Below are 16,887 nucleotides of genomic sequence, written 5' to 3' on the forward strand. Positions count from 1 at the left end.
TTTAAAATTCAAGACCTTCCTCGCGGGCAGCCTCTGCCAATGCTTTGATGCGGCCATGATATAAATATCCTCCACGATCAAAAACAATTGATTTGTAACCTTTATCGATAGCACGTTTCGCAATCGCTGCGCCAACTTGCTTAGCAGCTTCAACGTTACCTCCGTCGATTCCTAGCTCTTTATCAACTGTAGAAGCACTTACAACAGTAACTCCTGCGATATCATCGATTAATTGAGCGTAGATGTTCTTATTAGAACGGTATACGTTTAAACGAGGACGTTCCGCTGTTCCTGAAAGTGTTCTACGTACACGATTATGACGTTTTTTACGAATGACATTTTTGTCAGGTTTTGTAATCATCTGGGTCACTCCTTTCTCGCCTAACTAAGCTTACTTAGCAGTTTTACCTTCTTTACGACGTACGTATTCATCCGCATAGCGAATACCTTTACCTTTATAAGGCTCTGGTGGACGGATTGCACGAATGTTCGCTGCAATTGCACCTACTAATTCTTTGTCGATACCTTTAACAGTAATTTGTGTGTTTTTAGGAACTTCGATTTCAATACCGTCGATTGCTTCAAGTTCTACAGGATGAGAATAACCAGCGTTAATTACAGTTTTGTTACCTTGCTTTTGAGCACGGTAACCTACACCGTTAATTTCCAATGATTTTTCAAAACCTTTGCTTACACCAATTACCATATTGTTGATCAAGCTACGAGTTGTACCGTGTAAAGCACGGTGTTCTTTATGATCACTTGGGCGTTCAACTGTTAGTACATTATCTTCAATATTTATTTTCATATCAGGATGTAGTTCTCTACTTAATTCGCCTTTAGGTCCTTTAACAGTAACCGTGTTGTTGTCGAACTTAAGCTCTACACCTTCAGGAATCTCTACAGGTTTCAATCCTACACGAGACATACCTAGCACCTCCTCATTTAAAAATTAGTGATTACCAAACGTACGCTAGTACTTCGCCACCAACAGCTTGAGAGCGTGCTTCTTTGTCAGAAAGCAGACCGTTAGATGTTGATACGATTGCAATACCTAAACCGTTAAGTACACGTGGAACTTCATCAGCTTTGGCATAAACACGTAAACCTGGTTTACTAATACGTTTGATACCTGAAATTACTTTTTCTTCATTTGCGCTATATTTTAAGAAGATACGCAATACACCTTGTTTGTTGTCTTCGATTAGCTCGTAATCTTTAACAAACCCTTCACGCTTAAGGATATCGGCGATTTCTTTTTTAATATTTGAAGCAGGAAGCTCTAGCTTCTCATGTTTTACCATGTTTGCATTACGAATACGAGTAAGCATATCTGCAATTGGATCTGTCATAACCATTACTAATTACCTCCTTCCCGAATCGGGGTTTACCAACTTGCTTTTTTGACACCAGGAATTTGACCTTTATAGGCAAGTTCACGGAAACAAATACGGCAAAGTTTAAATTTACGAATTACTGAATGTGGACGTCCGCAGCGTTCGCAACGAGTATACTCTTGTACTTTGAATTTTTGCGGGCGTTTTTGTTTCGCAATCATTGATTTTTTAGCCACAATTTTCCCTCCTTGTATTAGCTTTTAGCTTATTTTTGGAAAGGCATGCCTAGCTGAGCTAAAAGTTCACGAGCTTCTTCGTCAGTGTTGGATGTTGTTACTACAACAATATCCATACCACGAATTTTGCTTACCTTATCATAATTAATTTCTGGGAAAATCAATTGTTCTTTCACACCTAGAGTGTAGTTTCCACGACCGTCGAAAGCTTTCTTAGAGATACCACGGAAGTCACGAACACGTGGAAGAGAAACTGCAACTAGTTTTTGCAAGAACTCATACATACGCTCTCCACGAAGAGTTACTTTTGCACCGATTGGCATTCCTTCACGTAGACGGAAACCAGCGATAGACTTCTTCGCACGAGTGATCAATGGTTTTTGACCAGAAATTAGAGAAAGTTCTTCTACAGCACTATCTAATGCTTTTGAGTTTTGAACTGCATCACCAACACCCATGTTGATAACGATTTTTTCGACTTTTGGTACTTCCATTACGGAATTATAATTAAATTTATCCATTAGAGATGATACGATATCATCTTGATACTTCTGTTTCAATTCGTTCATAGTGTAGCCCTCCTTTCACAGACAACTTATTTATCTAATGCTTCACCGGATTTTTTAGCGATGCGGATTTTCTTACCGTCTTTCACTTCGTACCCAACTCGAGTTGGTTCTCCGGATTTTGGATCGATTGGTAATACATTAGAAACATGAATTGGAGCTTCGATATTAAGAATTCCACCTTGTGGGTTTTCTTGAGAAGGCTTCGCGTGTTTTTGAACCATGTTGATGCCTTCTACTAATACGCGCTCATTCTTTGGAAATGCTTCTAATACAGTACCTTCCTTACCGCGGTCTTTGCCGGATAGTACTTTTACTTTATCACCTTTTTTTACATGCATGCTTTACGCACCTCCTTGACAAGGTAATTCTTTCTTATAAAACTTCTGGAGCTAGAGATACGATTTTCATGAATTGAGCATCACGTAATTCACGTGCAACCGGTCCGAAGATACGAGTTCCTCTTGGACTTTTATCATCACGAATAATTACGGCAGCATTTTCATCAAAACGGATGTATGAACCATCTTTACGACGTGCACCAGATTTAGAACGAACGACAACTGCTTTTACAACTTCGCCTTTTTTGACAACGCCGCCTGGTGTTGCTTGTTTCACCGTGCAAACAATTACATCACCAATGTTAGCAGTTTTACGACCAGATCCACCTAATACTTTAATGGTTAATACTTCACGAGCACCAGAGTTATCTGCAACTTTTAAACGAGTTTCTTGTTGAATCATAACGCTGTGACCTCCCTTCGGAATCCTTCCGAGCGAACTTTAATTATATAATTACCGCTTCTTCAGTAACTTCTACTAAACGGAAACGTTTTGTAGCTGATAACGGACGAGTTTCCATGATACGAACTACATCACCATTTTTAGCAACATTGTTTTCATCATGAGCTTTGAATTTTTTAGAATACTTAACACGTTTCCCATATAATTTATGGAATTTATACGTTTCAACCAAAACAGTTATTGTTTTATCCATTTTGTCAGAAACGACACGGCCAGTATAAACTTTACGATCATTACGTTCAGTCATTGAGGCTAACCTCCTCTCTGTAGAATCAGTTATTTACGCTTAATTCGCGTTGGCGAATAACAGTTTTCATACGAGCAATTGATTTACGTACTTCACGAATACGTGCAGTGTTTTCCAATTGGCCAGTAGCTAGTTGGAAACGTAAATTAAATAACTCTTCTTTTAAAGATTTTACTTTTTGTTCAATTTCGGCAGTGGTTAGATCTCTTATTTCATTAGCCTTCATTGCTTTCACCACCAATTTCTTCACGTTTTACGAATTTTGTTTTTACAGGTAGTTTGTGAGAAGCAAGACGTAATGCTTCACGAGCAACCTCTTCCGGTACACCTGCGATTTCAAACATAATTTTTCCTGGTTTTACTACTGCTACCCATCCTTCAGGAGCACCTTTACCAGAACCCATTCGAACCTCTAAAGGTTTAGCTGTGTATGGTTTGTCTGGAAAGATTTTAATCCAAACTTTACCACCACGTTTCATGTAACGAGTCATTGCAATACGAGCAGCCTCGATTTGGCGACTTGTAATCCAAGAAGCTTCAGTAGCTTGTAACCCGTACTCACCAAAAGCAACGGTTGTTCCACCTTTTGCTTGGCCTCTCATTTTACCACGATGTTGTCTACGATATTTAACACGTTTAGGCATTAACATAGTAATGAGCCCCCTCCTTTACTTATCAGTTTTAGTTGGAAGGACTTCTCCACGATAGATCCATACTTTAACGCCTAGTTTACCGTACGTAGTATCAGCTTCTGCTGTACCATAGTCAATATCTGCACGTAAAGTATGAAGTGGCACTGTACCTTCACTGTAATGTTCCGCACGAGCGATATCTGCACCGCCAAGACGTCCGGATACTTGTGTTTTAATTCCTTTTGCTCCACCACGCATAGCACGTTGAATTGCTTGCTTTTGAGCACGACGGAATGAAATACGATTTTCTAATTGACGAGCAATGCTATCAGCAACCAATGTTGCATCTAAATCAACTTTCTTGATTTCTACAATATTGATATGAACTCGCTTGCCAGTCAAGTTGTTTAAAGATTTACGTAAAGCTTCTACTTCAGAACCGCCTTTACCAATAACCATTCCTGGCTTACCAGTATGAATAGTGATGTTAACACGGTTTGCAGCACGCTCGATTTCAATGGAAGAAACAGCAGCTGTGCTTAGACGGTTTTCAAGATATTCTCTGATTTTAATATCTTCATGTAGTAAGTCTGCATAGTCCTTGCCAGCATACCACTTAGACTCCCAGTCTTTAATGATACCTACGCGAAGACCCGTTGGATTCACTTTTTGACCCACTGACTACCCCTCCTTCTTTTCAGTTACCACTACTGTAATGTGGCTTGTGCGCTTGTTAATTCTGCTTGCACGTCCTTGAGCGCGTGGACGGAAACGTTTCAATGTAGCACCTTCATTTACGAATGCTTCAGAAATGACCAGACTATCTGAGTCCATTTCATAGTTGTGTTCTGCATTTGCGATTGCAGATTTTAGTACTTTTTCTACGACTGGAGAAGCTCCACGCTGTGTATGATTTAAAATAGCGATGGCTTCGCCAACCTCTTTTCCTCGAATTAGATCTACAACTAAACGAACCTTACGAGGAGCAATACGAACTGATTTCGCAACGGCTTTAGCTTGCATGCCTAGTACCTCCTCTCATTAGCGTTTTGTTTTCTTGTCGTCACCAGCGTGTCCTCTATACGTACGAGTTGGTGCGAATTCACCTAATTTATGACCGACCATATCTTCTGTAATATAAACCGGCACATGTTTGCGTCCATCATAAACTGCAATAGTATGACCTACAAATGTTGGGAAAATTGTTGAGCGACGAGACCATGTTTTAACAACTTGTTTCTTGTCGTCTGTGTTAAGCACTTCAATTTTCTTCATCAAATGGTCATCTGCGAAAGGTCCTTTTTTCAAGCTACGACCCATGGATAAGCCTCCTTCCCAGGTTGAAGACGGGTGTTATTTCCCGTCCGTTACTTAAGTTTATTTTTTACGTTTACGAACGATATACTTATCAGATGGTTTATTACGCTGACGCGTTTTGTAACCAAGTGTTGGTTTGCCCCATGGTGACATTGGTGATTTACGTCCGATTGGCGCACGTCCTTCACCACCACCGTGTGGGTGATCGTTAGGGTTCATTACAGAACCACGTACAGTTGGACGAATACCTTTCCAACGAGAACGTCCAGCTTTACCTACGCGTACAAGTTCGTGTTCAATATTACCAACCTGACCAATTGTAGCACGGCAAGTAGTTAGTATTAAACGAACTTCTCCTGAAGAAAGTCTTACTAGCGTATACTTTTCTTCACGTCCTAGGATTTGAGCTTCTGCACCAGCAGAACGAGCTACTTGTGCTCCACGACCTGGTTTTAATTCGATATTGTGAATAACAGTACCTACTGGAATACTTCCAAGCGGTAGTGCATTACCTAATTTAATATCTGCATTTTCGCCAGACTCAATTTCTTGCCCTACTTTAATTCCTTTAGGAGCAATGATATAACGCTTTTCACCGTCAGCATAATGAATTAAAGCAATATTCGCTGAACGATTTGGATCATATTCGATTGTAGCAACGCGTCCTGGTATACCATCTTTATCACGTTTGAAATCGATGATACGGTATTGACGTTTATGACCGCCGCCTTGATGACGAACCGTTAATTTCCCTTGGTTGTTACGACCGCCGCGTTTTCTAATTGGGCTTAGTAGGGATTTCTCTGGAGTATCTGTAGTAATCTCTGCGAAATCTGACACAGACATATTACGTCTACCATTAGAGGTTGGTTTGAATTTTTTAATCGCCATCGTTGTCCCTCCTTCTCACTGAGTATATTTTTTAAGCTTCAAAGAAATCTAGTTCTTTACTGTCTTCTGTTAGTTGAACAACAGCTTTTTTGCGATTCGGGCGATAACCACCGTAACGGCCCATTCGCTTAAATTTACCTTTTTGGTTCATTGTGTTTACTTTTTCAACTTTAACACCAAAGATTGTTTCTACAGCATCTTTGATTTCCGTTTTATTTGCTTTTGGGGATACTTCAAACGTATATTTTTTCTCTGCCATTAAATCAGCGGAATGTTCCGTGATGACAGGGCGTTTAATTACATCGCGTAGATCTTTCATTATGCGAGCACCTCCCCTGCTTTTTCAGCTGCATCTTTTGTGATGATCAGCTTGTCATGCGTAAGCAAGTCAAGAATGTTTAGTTCTTCAACAGTTAATACTGTAACATTTTGTAGGTTGTTAGCAGAACGAATTACTGTTTCGTCTTTCTCTGAAAGAACGATAAGTGCTTTCGCATCTACTTGAAGACCTTTCAAGATATTTACAATTTCTTTTGTTTTTGGAGCATCAATAGTGATGTTCTCTAAAACAACCAAACTTTCTTCATTTACTTTAGAAGATAATGCAGATCTTAGTGCTAAACGACGTACTTTCTTTGGCAATTTGTAGCTGTAGCTACGTGGAGTTGGTCCGAAAACAGTTCCACCGCCTACCCATTGTGGTGAGCGAGTTGAACCTTGACGTGCACGACCAGTTCCTTTTTGACGCCATGGTTTACGTCCGCCACCGCGTACTTCAGAGCGGTTTTTAACAGCATGAGTACCTTGACGTAATGATGCACGTTGCATAACTACTGCTTCGTGTAGTACATGAGTGTTAGGCTCAATACCAAAAACAGAATCGTTTAACTCGATGTCTCCAACATTGCTTCCGTCTTGTTTTAAAAGTGCTACTTTAGGCATGACATATCCTCCCTTCGTTTGTGTGATTAGTTACCTTTCACTGCACTTGTGATTTTAACGTAAGATTTTTTCGCGCCAGGCACGTTACCTTTTATTAATAGTAGATTCTTATCCGTATCTACACTTACAACTTCAAGGTTTTGGATCGTTACTTGTTCAGATCCCATGTGACCTGGTAGCTTTTTACCTTTGAATACACGCATTGGATCAATTACACCCATTGCACCTGGAGCTCTATGGAAATGAGAACCGTGTGTAGTAGGTCCACGTTGCTGATTATGACGTTTGATTACACCTTGGAAACCTTTCCCTTTAGATGTACCTGTTACATCAATTTTTTCTCCAGACTCAAAGATGTCAACCTTGATCTCTTGCCCAACTTCAAAGCTATCAACCTCTGCGCCACGGATTTCACGAACGTAGCGCTTAGGGGCAGTGCCTGCTTTCTCAGCATGACCTTTCTCCGCTTTGTTAGTACGTGATTCTTTTTTATCAGCAAAACCGATTTGCAACGCTTCGTAACCATCATTTTCTAATGTTTTCTTTTGCAATACAACATTTGGCTCAGCTTGAATTACTGTTACTGGGATTAACTCTCCATTATCAGAGAATAGCTGAGTCATGCCGATTTTACGACCTAAGATTCCTTTCGTCATCCGTTACACCTCCTATATTAAGAACGAATTATAATTTGATTTCAATATCTACACCAGATGGTAAGTCTAGACGCATTAGCGCATCAACTGTTTTCGGTGTAGGCTCGAGAATATCGATTAAACGTTTATGTGTGCGCATCTCGAATTGCTCACGAGAGTCTTTGTACTTATGCACCGCACGCAAAACTGTATAAACAGATTTCTCAGTTGGTAATGGAATCGGACCAGACACTTTCGCTCCGGAACGTTTCGCAGTATCCACAATTTTCACAGCAGATTGATCTAAAATACGATGATCATATGCTTTTAATCGGATTCTGATTTTCTCTTTTGCCATTATTTTCCCTCCTTTATCGCCCATATTCATATAGACATTCTCCGCGGAAATTTCTCGACACCCTCGCCATGGCAAAGGGGCCGGGTGTGCCAACAACCTTCCGCATCAACGCACCAAGTGACCAACATTAATAGTATACTAAAAACTATTGGTCAATGCAAGCTTATTATGTGAATACCTATAAGTTTGCACAGTTTTTTATTATACATAGTTTCATAAGTAATTGCAAGGGGAATTCAAGGTTTTTATTGAAGAAATTAAATCCTTTAATTTCCTTATATAATGAAACTTTCATAAGTAAGAAGTTTTCATTCTCTCATTACATGATAGTTACTTTTAAAAGTGAGTATGTTAGTTGATTAATTCTATATACATCTGGTTAGCGTTCTATCTTTATTAGATCAATTGTACGTACTAAAGTATTTAGTACTAAAACAGAATGCATCAAAAAAAACAGACAACGGAAATCCATTGTCTGTTTTTTTACTTAGTTTACTTATTTTTGGATAGAAGAAACAACGCCAGAACCTACTGTACGTCCACCTTCACGAATTGAGAAACGAGTTCCGTCTTCAATCGCGATTGGAGAGATAAGTTCAACTGTCATTTCAATGTTATCTCCAGGCATTACCATTTCAGTTCCTTCTGGTAATTCGATTACACCAGTTACGTCCGTAGTACGGAAGTAGAACTGAGGACGGTAGTTAGAGAAGAATGGAGTGTGACGTCCACCTTCATCTTTAGAAAGTACATAAACTTCAGCTTTGAAGTTAGTATGTGGAGTAATTGAACCTGGTTTAGCTAATACTTGACCACGGTTGATGTCTTCACGAGCAACCCCACGAAGAAGTGCACCAATGTTGTCACCAGCTTCAGCATAGTCAAGAAGCTTACGGAACATTTCTACTCCAGTTACAGTTGTTTTAGAAGAATCTTCAGCAAGACCGATGATTTCTACTTCATCACCAACACTTACTTGTCCGCGCTCAACACGTCCAGTTGCAACAGTACCACGACCAGTAATTGAGAATACATCCTCAACTGGCATCATGAATGGTTTTTCAGTGTCGCGGTCTGGAGTTGGAACATATTCGTCAACTGCAGCCATTAATTCAACGATTCTTTCTTCGTATTCTTCATCGCCTTCAAGTGCTTTAAGTGCAGAACCTTTGATAACTGGTAGATCATCACCAGGGAAGTCATACTCAGTTAATAGATCGCGAACTTCCATTTCTACTAATTCAAGAAGTTCTTCATCGTCTACCATATCTGTTTTGTTAAGGAATACTACAATTGTAGGAACCCCAACGTTACGAGAAAGTAGGATGTGCTCACGAGTTTGTGGCATTGGACCATCAGCAGCAGATACTACAAGGATAGCTCCATCCATTTGTGCAGCACCAGTGATCATGTTTTTAACATAGTCAGCGTGACCTGGGCAGTCAACGTGTGCATAGTGACGAGTTTCAGTTTCATATTCTACGTGAGAAGTTGCGATTGTAATTCCGCGTTCTTTCTCTTCTGGAGCACCATCGATTTGGTCATAAGCCATAGCATTTCCGCTACCGTTTCTTTTAGCCATTACAGTAGTGATAGCTGCAGTTAAAGTAGTTTTACCATGGTCAACGTGTCCAATAGTTCCAATGTTTACGTGACTTTTCGAGCGATCGAATTTTTCTTTAGACATTTATGTTTCCTCCTTTAATTAAATACCAATTTGTATTAGTGCCAAGAAATACAGTAATGTATTTCTCGGCCTTTACTAAATGTTATACGTTAGATTTATAAAAAAATCAATTATTCACCAGCATTTTTCTTAATAATTTCTTCAGTAATGCTTTTCGGTGTTTCTTCGTAATGATCAAAATGCATTGTGTATACACCGCGACCTTGTGTGTTCGAACGTAGTGCAGTTGCATAACCAAACATTTCTGCAAGTGGTACGAACGCTTTAACAACTTGTGCTGTACCGCGCGCTTCCATACCTTCTACACGTCCACGACGAGATGTTACGTCACCCATAATATCTCCCATGTACTCTTCAGGTACAACAACTTCAACTCTCATCATTGGCTCAAGAAGAACTGGGTTACATTTGTTTTTAGCAGCTTTTAGAGCCATAGATGCTGCAACTTTAAACGCCATTTCGTTTGAGTCAACATCATGGTAGCTACCATCATAAAGTGTCGCTTTGATATCGATTAACGGATATCCAGCAAGAACCCCGTTTTCCATTGATTCTTCGATACCTTGTTGTACCGCTGGAATGTATTCACGAGGAACTACACCACCAACAATTTTGTTTTCAAATTCAAATCCGGCACCTTCTTCGTTTGGCTCGAATTTAACCCAAACATGACCGAATTGTCCGCGTCCACCAGACTGACGTACGAATTTACCTTCAACCTCAGCAGATCCACGGAATGTTTCACGATAAGAAACTTGAGGCGCCCCTACCTGAGCTCCTACTTTAAATTCACGTTTCAAACGATCAACAATGATATCAAGATGAAGTTCACCCATACCAGAGATAATAGTTTGACCAGTTTCCGGGTTTGTTTCAGTACGGAAAGTTGGATCCTCTTCAGCTAATTTAGATAAAGCAATTGCCATTTTATCTTGGTCAGCTTTTGTTTCTGGCTCAATCGCAACAGAGATAACTGGTTCTGGGAAGTCCATAGACTCTAAGATAACAAGGTTCTTCTCATCACAAAGAGTGTCCCCTGTAGATGTATCTTTCAAACCAACTGCTGCAGCAATCTCACCTGAGTATGCTCTTGAGATTTCTTCTCGAGAGTTAGCATGCATTTGTAGAATACGTCCTACACGCTCACGCTTATCTTTTACTGAGTTTTTCACGTATGAACCAGAATCTAATGTTCCAGAGTACACACGGAAGAATGTAAGTTTACCTACATAAGGGTCTGTCATAACTTTGAAAGCTAATGCAGAGAAAGGCTCATCATCAGAAGATGGACGAGTAACTTTTTCCTCTGTACCAGGAATGATACCTTCGATTGGAGGTACATCAGTTGGTGCAGGTAGGTAGTCAAGTACTGCGTCTAGCATTAACTGAACACCTTTGTTCTTAAATGCTGAACCACAAAGTACTGGATAAAAATCAACATTAAGTGTTGCTTGACGAATAGCAGTTTTTAATTCATCGTTGGAGATTTCTTCTCCTTCAAGATATTTCATCATAAGCTCTTCATCAGTTTCTGCAACAGCTTCGATTAAACTTGCACGTAACTCTTCTGCTTCATCTTTTAACTCTGCAGGAATTTCACGTGTTTCAGAACGTTGACCCAAGTCATCTAGATAGAAATAAGCATCCATTGTAATTAAGTCAATAATTCCGTGGAAATCATCTTCAGCACCAATTGGCATCTGAATTGGATGTGCGTTAGCACCTAAGCGCTCTTTTAATGTACCCGTAGAATACAAGAAGTCAGCACCTGTTTTGTCCATTTTGTTGATGAATACGATACGTGGTACGCCATAAGTTGTTGCCTGGCGCCATACCGTTTCAGTTTGTGGTTCAACTCCAGATTGTGCATCTAGTACAGTCACCGCACCATCAAGTACACGCAAGGAACGTTCAACTTCTACAGTGAAGTCTACGTGTCCTGGAGTATCGATGATGTTGATACGGTGATCTTTCCAAGCGGCTGTTGTTGCAGCAGAAGTGATTGTAATACCACGTTCTTGCTCTTGCTCCATCCAGTCCATTTGAGAAGCACCTTCATGAGTTTCACCAATTTTGTGAATGCGTCCTGTGTAGAAAAGAATACGCTCAGTAGTGGTTGTTTTACCCGCATCAATGTGGGCCATAATACCAATATTACGCGTCTTTTCCAAGGAGAACTCTCTAGCCATGTATTCTTCTCCTTCCTAAAATAAAAGCTTTTGTTAGATTTATATTACCAACGGTAATGAGCGAATGCTTTGTTCGCTTCTGCCATTTTATGCATATCTTCGCGTCTCTTAACAGCAGCTCCTGTGTTATTAGAAGCATCAAGAATTTCATTAGCAAGACGTTCTTCCATTGTTTTCTCTCCACGTAAACGTGAATAGTTAACAATATAGCGTAATCCTAATGCTTGACGACGTTCTGGACGAACCTCTACTGGTACTTGATAGTTTGATCCACCCACTCGACGTGCGCGAACTTCAAGTACAGGCATTACGTTTTTCATAGCTTGCTCAAAAACTTCCATAGCGTTTTGTCCACTTCTTTCAGCGACTAATTCAAACGCATTATAAAGAATTTTTTGTGCTTTCCCACGCTTTCCATCAACCATAATTTGGTTAATTAAGCGAGTTACTAACTTAGATTTATAAAGCGGATCTGGCAATACATCACGTTTTGGTACTGGTCCTTTACGAGGCATCGTTACATCCTCCTTTCTTCTAGTTGATTATTTTATTTATTTTTTAGGTTTTTTAGTTCCGTATTTAGAACGTCCTTGCATACGGCCTTCAACACCTGCAGTGTCAAGCGCTCCACGAACGATATGGTAACGCACACCTGGTAAGTCTTTTACACGACCGCCACGGATTAGTACAACGCTGTGCTCTTGAAGGTTGTGACCAATTCCAGGAATGTATGCAGTTACTTCCATATTGTTAGACAAACGCACACGCGCATATTTACGAAGTGCAGAGTTTGGTTTCTTTGGAGTAAGTGTACCAACACGAGTACATACACCACGCTTTTGAGGAGCGTTTTCATCAGTCATTCTCTTCTTAAAGCTGTTGTAGCCTTTATTAAGTGCAGGAGAGTCAGATTTTTTTGTTTTGCTGACACGACCTTTACGCACTAGCTGATTAATAGTAGGCATGATTATGTCCTCCCTTCATTTGTTTATGTGATTAATCAATCGGTGACCGTAGAATCATGATTTGTAATACCACACATCCAGGTGGTTCATCTTTAGGGAAAAAATAACGTCTCTGCGTATTATATACACAAAAACCTTATATCTCTTTGTATCAATCAACATTAGTCACTGTTCGTTGATTAGTCTAGTAATACATTTAGTGTTAACTTGTAATCCGTAAGTTCCGATTACACTTTTACACCCGAAAATACTTTGTAAGCATAATCGGAAGCACCTTGAATATAGTACCATTCTAGAATTTTAATGTCAATATCTAAAAAGGTATTTTTTTGGTGCTTCCGTTTGCTTATTTATAATTGACGATCAAAGGTCTTTATAGAACTTCAAATAATTAAACTGTTTGTGTTTCTTCTTCTGAAGATTCTTCAACAGCTTCTGGCATATCTAATCCTGATTCAAGAGTACGATACTGTGGCATTCCAGTACCAGCTGGTACTAGCTTACCAATAATAACATTCTCTTTCAGACCTAGAAGCTCATCGCGTTTTCCTTTGATTGCAGCATCTGTAAGAACTCGTGTTGTTTCTTGGAATGATGCAGCAGATAAGAACGAATCTGTTTCTAGTGATGCTTTTGTAATACCGAGTAGTACTGGACGTCCAGTTGCAGGATCTCCATCTTCCATTAATACTTTATGGTTCGCTTCTTTGAATTGATGTAATTCAAGTAACGATCCAGGTAATACTTCAGTATCTCCAGATGATACGATACGAATCTTACGCAACATTTGACGAACCATTACTTCAACGTGTTTATCGCCAATTTCTACCCCTTGCATACGGTATACTCGTTGTACTTCTTTAAGCAAGTAATCCTGTACCCCTTCAACACCTTTAACTTGTAAGAGTTCTTTAGGATCAACGGAACCTTCCGTTAACTCTTGACCAGCTTCTACGGTGTCTCCGATGGATACTTTCATTCTTGCATTATAAGGTACTGCGTAACTACGTTGCTCTACTTCGCCTTGAACAACGATTTCTTGTTTATCTTTAACTTCTTTGAATTCATGCACGGTACCAGCAATTTCAGTAATTACTGCTTGCCCTTTCGGATTACGCGCTTCAAATAATTCCTGAATACGAGGTAAACCTTGTGTGATGTCATCTCCTGCAACCCCACCAGTATGGAAGGTACGCATTGTAAGCTGTGTTCCTGGCTCACCGATGGATTGTGCAGCAATAATACCTACTGCTTCTCCAACTTCTACATCAGAACCAGTTGCTAAGTTACGGCCATAACATTTTTGACACACACCGTGCTTCGTATTACAAGTGAACGCAGAGCGAATAGTCACTTCTTGTACACCAGACTCAACAATTGTTTTCGCCTGGTCTTCAGAAATAAGCTCGTTCTTTTCAACAAGCACTTCTCCAGTTTCAGGATGTTTCACATTTTCAAAAGATGTTCTTCCGATTAAACGATCCAATAGTGGCTCGATTACTTCAGAACCATCTTCTAATGCTGAAACAGTTAAACCACGATCAGTTCCACAATCGTCTTCACGAATGATTACATCTTGCGCAACATCAACAAGTCGACGAGTTAAGTAACCTGAGTCAGCTGTTTTCAATGCTGTATCGGCAAGACCTTTACGAGCACCGTGAGTAGAAATAAAGTATTCCATTACGGTTAAACCTTCACGGAAACTTGATTTAATTGGAATCTCAATAATTTTACCAGCTGGATCGGCCATCAAACCACGCATACCAGCAAGCTGCGTAAAGTTAGATGCGTTACCACGGGCACCGGAATCACTCATCATAAAGATTGGGTTTCGGTTGCTCAAGGAGTCCATCAACTTATCTTGAATAACATCTTTGGCTTCAGACCAAATAGCAATTACTCGATCATAACGCTCTTCTTCTGTGATTAAACCACGACGGAACTGTTTGAGTACTTTATCCACTTTAGCTTGAGCTTCATCTAAGATACCTTGTTTTTCACCAAGTACAACAATGTCAGAAATACCAACTGTCATACCGGCTTTTGTAGAATAACTAAATCCTAGGTCTTTCATGCGGTCAAGCATTTTAGATGTTTCCGTGATCTGGAATCGTTTGAAGACTTCAGCAATGATATCTCCTAAGAAACCTTTTTTAAACGGTTTAACAAGTTCACGACTTTGGATTTCTTCTTTAATGGATGTACCAGGATCAACAAAATAATTCTCCGGAGTTTTTTCTTCCAGATTTAGTTGTGTTGGTTCATTGATATACGGGAACGAGTCCGGCAATATCTCATTAAAGATTAATTTACCTACAGTAGTTAGTAACAATTTGTTGTTTTGCTCTTCTGTGAATGTTTTGTTGTTTAAGCTTGATGCTTGAACAGCAACACGAGTATGCAGATGAGCATAACCAGTTTGGTATGCAATTAATGCTTCGTTTGTATCTTTAAAGTAAGATCCTTCTCCGATAGCATTTTCGCGTTCCAAGGTTAGGTAATAGTTACCTAACACCATATCCTGTGACGGTGTAACTACAGGTTTACCGTCTTTTGGATTTAGAATGTTTTGAGCAGCCAACATCAAAATACGTGCTTCTGCTTGCGCTTCTGCACCAAGTGGTACGTGAACCGCCATTTGGTCACCGTCAAAGTCTGCGTTATACGCTGTACATACGAGTGGATGCAAACGAATTGCACGCCCATCTACAAGAGTTGGCTCAAACGCTTGAATACCTAGACGGTGAAGTGTTGGTGCACGGTTTAGAAGTACTGGATGTTCTTTGATAACATCTTCTAGTACATCCCATACATCTGGGTGCACACGCTCGATCTTACGTTTTGCTGATTTAATATTATGAGCTAATCCTCTAGAAACAAGCTCTTTCATAATAAACGGTTTAAATAATTCTAATGCCATCTCTCTCGGTAACCCACATTGATACATTTTCAAATGTGGACCTACGACGATTACGGAACGACCAGAATAGTCAACACGTTTACCAAGTAGATTTTGACGGAAACGACCTTGCTTCCCTTTTAACATATGAGAAAGAGATTTTAAAGGACGATTACCAGGTCCTGTAACCGGACGGCCACGACGACCATTATCGATTAACGCATCAACAGCTTCTTGCAACATACGTTTTTCGTTTTGAACGATGATGCTAGGTGCCCCTAAATCAAGAAGACGTTTCAAACGGTTATTACGGTTAATAACTCGACGATATAAATCGTTCAAGTCTGACGTTGCAAAACGTCCACCATCCAATTGAACCATTGGACGTATTTCTGGAGGAATTACTGGAAGAACATCTAAAATCATCCAGCTTGAATCATTACCAGAATTACGGAATGCTTCCATTACCTCTAAACGTTTGATAGCTCTTGTTCTACGTTGTCCTTGCGCAGATTTTAATTCTTCTCTTAATGCATCAACCTCTTTTTCAAGGTCGATATCTTGAAGAAGTTTGCGGATCGCTTCCGCACCCATTTGCGCCTTAAACGTATTGCCGTACTTATCATAATAAGAACGGAATTCTTTCTCAGAAAGCAGTTGTTTTTTCTCAAGTGGTGTACTTCCTGGATCTGTAACGATATATGCTGCAAAGTAAATAACTTCTTCTAGTGCACGTGGTGACATATCCAATACTAATCCCATACGACTTGGGATTCCTTTGAAATACCAAATGTGTGACACTGGAGCCGCAAGCTCGATATGTCCCATACGTTCACGACGTACTTTCGCTTTTGTTACTTCTACTCCACAACGATCACAAACTACGCCTTTATAACGTACGCGCTTGTATTTACCACAATGACATTCCCAGTCTTTCTGTGGTCCAAAAATACGCTCACAGAAAAGACCGTCTTTTTCTGGCTTCAAAGTCCGATAGTTAATCGTTTCCGGCTTTTTAACTTCACCGTATGACCAAGAACGAATCTTTTCAGGTGATGCGAGACCTATTTTCATGTACTCAAAATTATTTACATCCAACAAGGGGCAATCCTCCCTTTTTAATGTGCGATTTTACCACTGGATCAGGTTATATATAGAAAGCAACAGAAAGGTTCTCGG

Annotated in this window: 23 protein-coding genes; all 23 read right to left on the reverse strand. The window is 39.9% G+C overall.

Features of this window, described 5'->3' with window-relative positions; genetic code table 11:
* Position 1 precedes the first annotated feature (1 nt).
* Entirely contained in the window at positions 2-361 is a 360-nt protein-coding gene (gene rplR / locus ABC346_RS03205; protein WP_413233518.1) for a 50S ribosomal protein L18, read from the reverse strand.
* 30 nt (positions 362-391) lie between these two features.
* A complete protein-coding gene (gene rplF / locus ABC346_RS03210; RefSeq protein ID WP_413233519.1) occupies positions 392-928 on the reverse strand; it encodes a 50S ribosomal protein L6 in 537 nt (178 codons plus the stop codon).
* Between the two features lie 31 nt (positions 929-959).
* Positions 960-1,358 carry a 30S ribosomal protein S8 gene (gene rpsH / locus ABC346_RS03215; protein ID WP_260049566.1) on the reverse strand — a complete coding sequence of 133 codons (399 nt, stop codon included), beginning with the start codon at positions 1,356-1,358 and terminating at the stop codon, positions 960-962.
* A gap of 29 nt (positions 1,359-1,387) precedes the next feature.
* On the reverse strand, positions 1,388-1,573 hold the full coding sequence (rpsN, locus tag ABC346_RS03220) for a 30S ribosomal protein S14 (RefSeq protein WP_011064535.1): 186 nt from the start codon (positions 1,571-1,573) through the stop codon (positions 1,388-1,390).
* Between the two features lie 29 nt (positions 1,574-1,602).
* A complete protein-coding gene (gene rplE, locus ABC346_RS03225; protein WP_413233520.1) occupies positions 1,603-2,142 on the reverse strand; it encodes a 50S ribosomal protein L5 in 540 nt (179 codons plus the stop codon).
* Between the two features lie 26 nt (positions 2,143-2,168).
* Positions 2,169-2,480: a 50S ribosomal protein L24 gene (gene rplX, locus ABC346_RS03230; protein ID WP_017795127.1), complete on the reverse strand. Its 312-nt coding sequence runs from the start codon at positions 2,478-2,480 to the stop codon at positions 2,169-2,171.
* 34 nt (positions 2,481-2,514) lie between these two features.
* Complete coding sequence (gene rplN, locus ABC346_RS03235; RefSeq protein WP_413233521.1) at positions 2,515-2,883, reverse strand: 50S ribosomal protein L14; 369 nt, start codon at positions 2,881-2,883, stop codon at positions 2,515-2,517.
* Positions 2,884-2,926: 43 nt separating this feature from the next.
* On the reverse strand, positions 2,927-3,190 hold the full coding sequence (gene rpsQ / locus ABC346_RS03240; RefSeq protein ID WP_069686521.1) for a 30S ribosomal protein S17: 264 nt from the start codon (positions 3,188-3,190) through the stop codon (positions 2,927-2,929).
* A 25-nt stretch (positions 3,191-3,215) separates the two neighbouring features.
* Entirely contained in the window at positions 3,216-3,416 is a 201-nt protein-coding gene (gene rpmC, locus ABC346_RS03245) for a 50S ribosomal protein L29 (RefSeq protein WP_011064530.1), read from the reverse strand.
* Complete coding sequence (gene rplP, locus ABC346_RS03250; RefSeq protein ID WP_413233522.1) at positions 3,406-3,840, reverse strand: 50S ribosomal protein L16; 435 nt, start codon at positions 3,838-3,840, stop codon at positions 3,406-3,408. Before rplP ends, rpmC begins: the two co-directional genes overlap by 11 nt.
* Positions 3,841-3,858: 18 nt before the next feature.
* On the reverse strand, positions 3,859-4,500 hold the full coding sequence (gene rpsC / locus ABC346_RS03255) for a 30S ribosomal protein S3 (protein WP_413233523.1): 642 nt from the start codon (positions 4,498-4,500) through the stop codon (positions 3,859-3,861).
* A 3-nt stretch (positions 4,501-4,503) separates the two neighbouring features.
* On the reverse strand, positions 4,504-4,845 hold the full coding sequence (gene rplV / locus ABC346_RS03260; RefSeq protein ID WP_413233524.1) for a 50S ribosomal protein L22: 342 nt from the start codon (positions 4,843-4,845) through the stop codon (positions 4,504-4,506).
* A gap of 18 nt (positions 4,846-4,863) precedes the next feature.
* Entirely contained in the window at positions 4,864-5,142 is a 279-nt protein-coding gene (gene rpsS, locus ABC346_RS03265; RefSeq protein ID WP_413233525.1) for a 30S ribosomal protein S19, read from the reverse strand.
* Positions 5,143-5,199: 57 nt separating this feature from the next.
* The gene (gene rplB, locus ABC346_RS03270; RefSeq protein WP_413233526.1) at positions 5,200-6,030 is read right to left on the reverse strand and encodes a 50S ribosomal protein L2; all 831 of its coding nucleotides are present in this window, start codon (positions 6,028-6,030) and stop codon (positions 5,200-5,202) included.
* 31 nt (positions 6,031-6,061) lie between these two features.
* Complete coding sequence (rplW, locus tag ABC346_RS03275; protein WP_017795121.1) at positions 6,062-6,349, reverse strand: 50S ribosomal protein L23; 288 nt, start codon at positions 6,347-6,349, stop codon at positions 6,062-6,064.
* A complete protein-coding gene (gene rplD, locus ABC346_RS03280) occupies positions 6,349-6,972 on the reverse strand; it encodes a 50S ribosomal protein L4 (RefSeq protein ID WP_413233527.1) in 624 nt (207 codons plus the stop codon). The genes rplW and rplD overlap by 1 nt, the downstream gene beginning before the upstream one ends.
* A 26-nt stretch (positions 6,973-6,998) precedes the next feature.
* Positions 6,999-7,628, reverse strand: a complete 630-nt coding sequence (rplC, locus tag ABC346_RS03285; RefSeq protein WP_413233528.1) for a 50S ribosomal protein L3 — start codon at positions 7,626-7,628, stop codon at positions 6,999-7,001.
* A 28-nt stretch (positions 7,629-7,656) separates the two neighbouring features.
* Complete coding sequence (gene rpsJ / locus ABC346_RS03290) at positions 7,657-7,965, reverse strand: 30S ribosomal protein S10 (RefSeq protein WP_413233529.1); 309 nt, start codon at positions 7,963-7,965, stop codon at positions 7,657-7,659.
* Positions 7,966-8,461: 496 nt separating this feature from the next.
* On the reverse strand, positions 8,462-9,652 hold the full coding sequence (gene tuf, locus ABC346_RS03295; protein WP_413233530.1) for an elongation factor Tu: 1,191 nt from the start codon (positions 9,650-9,652) through the stop codon (positions 8,462-8,464).
* Positions 9,653-9,762: 110 nt separating this feature from the next.
* Positions 9,763-11,841 (reverse strand): elongation factor G, encoded by a 2,079-nt coding sequence (fusA, locus tag ABC346_RS03300; protein ID WP_413233531.1) that lies wholly within the window; start codon positions 11,839-11,841, stop codon positions 9,763-9,765.
* 44 nt (positions 11,842-11,885) lie between these two features.
* Positions 11,886-12,356: a 30S ribosomal protein S7 gene (gene rpsG / locus ABC346_RS03305; RefSeq protein WP_011064518.1), complete on the reverse strand. Its 471-nt coding sequence runs from the start codon at positions 12,354-12,356 to the stop codon at positions 11,886-11,888.
* A 36-nt stretch (positions 12,357-12,392) separates the two neighbouring features.
* Complete coding sequence (gene rpsL, locus ABC346_RS03310) at positions 12,393-12,806, reverse strand: 30S ribosomal protein S12 (RefSeq protein ID WP_413233532.1); 414 nt, start codon at positions 12,804-12,806, stop codon at positions 12,393-12,395.
* A 391-nt stretch (positions 12,807-13,197) separates the two neighbouring features.
* Entirely contained in the window at positions 13,198-16,809 is a 3,612-nt protein-coding gene (gene rpoC / locus ABC346_RS03315) for a DNA-directed RNA polymerase subunit beta' (protein WP_413233533.1), read from the reverse strand.
* Positions 16,810-16,887 lie beyond the last annotated feature (78 nt).

It is taken from the genome of Oceanobacillus phoenicis (assembly GCF_047238145.1).
GTDB lineage: Bacteria > Bacillota > Bacilli > Bacillales > Amphibacillaceae > Oceanobacillus.

Bases quoted from the DNA above. Each gene is read 5' to 3' on its own strand.
- rpsJ (WP_413233529.1), bottom strand. From the start codon at position 7,965: ATGGCAAAAGAGAAAATCAGAATCCGATTAAAAGCATATGATCATCGT.
- rplF (WP_413233519.1), bottom strand. From the start codon at position 928: ATGTCTCGTGTAGGATTGAAACCTGTAGAGATTCCTGAAGGTGTAGAG.
- fusA (WP_413233531.1), bottom strand. From the start codon at position 11,841: ATGGCTAGAGAGTTCTCCTTGGAAAAGACGCGTAATATTGGTATTATG.
- rpsG (WP_011064518.1), bottom strand. From the start codon at position 12,356: ATGCCTCGTAAAGGACCAGTACCAAAACGTGATGTATTGCCAGATCCG.
- rplE (WP_413233520.1), bottom strand. From the start codon at position 2,142: ATGAACGAATTGAAACAGAAGTATCAAGATGATATCGTATCATCTCTA.
- rplN (WP_413233521.1), bottom strand. From the start codon at position 2,883: ATGATTCAACAAGAAACTCGTTTAAAAGTTGCAGATAACTCTGGTGCT.
- rpmC (WP_011064530.1), bottom strand. From the start codon at position 3,416: ATGAAGGCTAATGAAATAAGAGATCTAACCACTGCCGAAATTGAACAA.
- rplW (WP_017795121.1), bottom strand. From the start codon at position 6,349: ATGAAAGATCTACGCGATGTAATTAAACGCCCTGTCATCACGGAACAT.
- tuf (WP_413233530.1), bottom strand. From the start codon at position 9,652: ATGTCTAAAGAAAAATTCGATCGCTCGAAAAGTCACGTAAACATTGGA.
- rplD (WP_413233527.1), bottom strand. From the start codon at position 6,972: ATGCCTAAAGTAGCACTTTTAAAACAAGACGGAAGCAATGTTGGAGAC.
- rpsS (WP_413233525.1), bottom strand. From the start codon at position 5,142: ATGGGTCGTAGCTTGAAAAAAGGACCTTTCGCAGATGACCATTTGATG.
- rplP (WP_413233522.1), bottom strand. From the start codon at position 3,840: ATGTTAATGCCTAAACGTGTTAAATATCGTAGACAACATCGTGGTAAA.
- rplV (WP_413233524.1), bottom strand. From the start codon at position 4,845: ATGCAAGCTAAAGCCGTTGCGAAATCAGTTCGTATTGCTCCTCGTAAG.
- rplC (WP_413233528.1), bottom strand. From the start codon at position 7,628: ATGACGAAAGGAATCTTAGGTCGTAAAATCGGCATGACTCAGCTATTC.
- rpsH (WP_260049566.1), bottom strand. From the start codon at position 1,358: ATGGTTATGACAGATCCAATTGCAGATATGCTTACTCGTATTCGTAAT.
- rplR (WP_413233518.1), bottom strand. From the start codon at position 361: ATGATTACAAAACCTGACAAAAATGTCATTCGTAAAAAACGTCATAAT.
- rplX (WP_017795127.1), bottom strand. From the start codon at position 2,480: ATGCATGTAAAAAAAGGTGATAAAGTAAAAGTACTATCCGGCAAAGAC.
- rpsQ (WP_069686521.1), bottom strand. From the start codon at position 3,190: ATGACTGAACGTAATGATCGTAAAGTTTATACTGGCCGTGTCGTTTCT.
- rpsL (WP_413233532.1), bottom strand. From the start codon at position 12,806: ATGCCTACTATTAATCAGCTAGTGCGTAAAGGTCGTGTCAGCAAAACA.
- rplB (WP_413233526.1), bottom strand. From the start codon at position 6,030: ATGGCGATTAAAAAATTCAAACCAACCTCTAATGGTAGACGTAATATG.